This window comes from Paenibacillus sp. 01T422 (genome assembly GCF_056398785.1).
This window is the reverse complement of sequence record NZ_JBFTQB010001097.1, coordinates 1-1,823: the sequence shown is the minus strand read 5'-3', so window position 1 is coordinate 1,823 and position 1,823 is coordinate 1. Positions and strand designations below refer to the sequence as shown.

Sequence of the window (1,823 nt, the reverse complement as noted above, 5' to 3'; positions counted from 1 at the left end):
GTATAAAGGGAATTGGTAGTCTTTGAGAAGTAAAGTTATTATTATTTTAAAAAATAACAAACAAAGCCACTAACCCTCCAATGGTTATGTGGCTTTGTGCTCGGTATGAACTTCAAAATGATAGATTGTGTTCCGAGTAAGAACCCGGAAATCCAATCCGTCTCTATCTATCGCTTGAACTCTAGTTGTTTTGAAAGGGATATATCGGTGTATGCCAGATAAGATCATCGGTGACCCGACTTCAGTTGGGTTCATTTCACGAAAAGTCTGCCCTTGAATCTCATCAAAATTGAATCGATCAGATTGATGTTTGGGCGTAATCCCATCCACCTCGTAGATTTGAAGAAGTTTTAGCAATCTCATGTTGTGACCCTCCTATCTAACCTTCCTAGCAACAGTATACAACGACTGAGGTATCTAAGCGCAAATTTTGAACCTAACACTTACCTAATAATGTCCTCACACTTTCCTTATTTCCAAAATATACAATTGAACCATTGGAATGGGGGGATCTTGTATGATACATACGAGAATACGTGTCGAGGAAAAAGAAGTTCTTATGTTTTATGAATCCAAGCATCAGGATCATTTGCATGTTGCCGTTGAAACGATACTCAAGCATTTATCTAATGAGAAAATCCGCAGAGTATTCGACGACCTCGGCTTGGTCAATATCACGAATGAGGAAGTTACGCTCTTTTCGCTTAATGGTGAGATAGAAACGCTTTGTATAACGTAGATGTCTTTCGCTAATCTATACATATGCGGTAGAGATTATGACTGATAATGGCTTGTCGATATATTTTCTATTTTAAATAAGTTAACTATTATGATGTTCTAGCCCTTCTCTGCTATTTTCGTTACAATAATAGGAAATAGGAGTTTAATAGGAGGTTATGAACAATGGCAGTTTTGAAAATGGAGCACGTCGGTGTGATGGTGGCGAACTTAGAAGCATCAATTCGCTTCTATGAGGAAGTGATTGGTCTTAAGCACAAAGGGACTTTGCTTCACACGAACGGAGTTATCCGTCTTGCATTTCTGGGCTTTGAGGCGCTGAACGAAACGGAAGTTGAACTTATCGAAGGTTATAACGCTGGTTTGCCGCAAGAAGGGAAAGTTCATCATCTTGCTTTTACCGTTGATGACATTAAGGCTGAGTTTACCCGTATTCAAGGATTGGATGTTCAACAGTTAGATGAGGAAATTACGACGCTGCCTAATGGCTCTAGGTATTTCTTCTTTAATGGGTTAGATGGGGAGCGCATTGAGTTTTTCCAAACGACTCGGTAATTAAACGTACATATAATACATACGGGATTGAGACGGGTGCATCTGATGCATCCATTTTTTATTTATAAATAGAACAAAACATTCAAAACAATGGCAATTGCGGAACATTTCCAAAGGGGTTGTAATTGGTTTTCGAGCGTGGTACATTATACCTCGTTGCTTTGGACGGCGAATCACTTAGCAAGATGAAGTGAACTTGCATTCGAACAGCAACGTATGGTAGTATTAATTTCCCAACAGAGAACGACAGAAATTGACAAGAAAAAAGTACTTGCAATTGATGAACGAGCTGTGGTATATTACTTCTCGCTGCTTCGGTAACACGGCAGAGAACGAAAGAAAATTGATCTTTGAAAACTGAACAACGAGTGAGTAAGCACAGTCGAGTAATCGACTATAAATGAGATGAATAATCTCGCTAGCAAGTCAATGAGTACAATTAAGCTTTTCTATTATGGAGAGTTTGATCCTGGCTCAGGACGAACGCTGGCGGCGTGCCTAATACATGCAAGTCGAGCGGAGCACTTCGG

The 1,823-nt window shown here is 39.6% G+C and carries 3 protein-coding genes and 1 rRNA gene; 3 read left to right on the top strand and 1 reads right to left on the bottom strand.

The features are described from left to right. Positions 1 to 84: 84 nt before the first annotated feature. Positions 85 to 363, bottom strand: a complete 279-nt coding sequence (locus AC1DUA_RS35970; protein WP_477504291.1) for a hypothetical protein — start codon at positions 361 to 363, stop codon at positions 85 to 87. A 154-nt stretch (positions 364 to 517) separates the two neighbouring features. Between AC1DUA_RS35970 and AC1DUA_RS35965 the strand changes: the two genes are divergently transcribed. From AC1DUA_RS35965 to AC1DUA_RS35955, 3 genes are all read left to right on the top strand, one after another. Then, a complete protein-coding gene (locus AC1DUA_RS35965; protein WP_477504290.1) occupies positions 518 to 739 on the top strand; it encodes a hypothetical protein in 222 nt (73 codons plus the stop codon). Positions 740 to 903: 164 nt separating this feature from the next. Then, positions 904 to 1,293, top strand: a complete 390-nt coding sequence (locus AC1DUA_RS35960) for a VOC family protein (RefSeq protein WP_477504289.1) — start codon at positions 904 to 906, stop codon at positions 1,291 to 1,293. Between the two features lie 451 nt (positions 1,294 to 1,744). Continuing rightward, positions 1,745 to 1,823 (top strand): 16S ribosomal RNA (locus AC1DUA_RS35955); the annotation flags it as partial.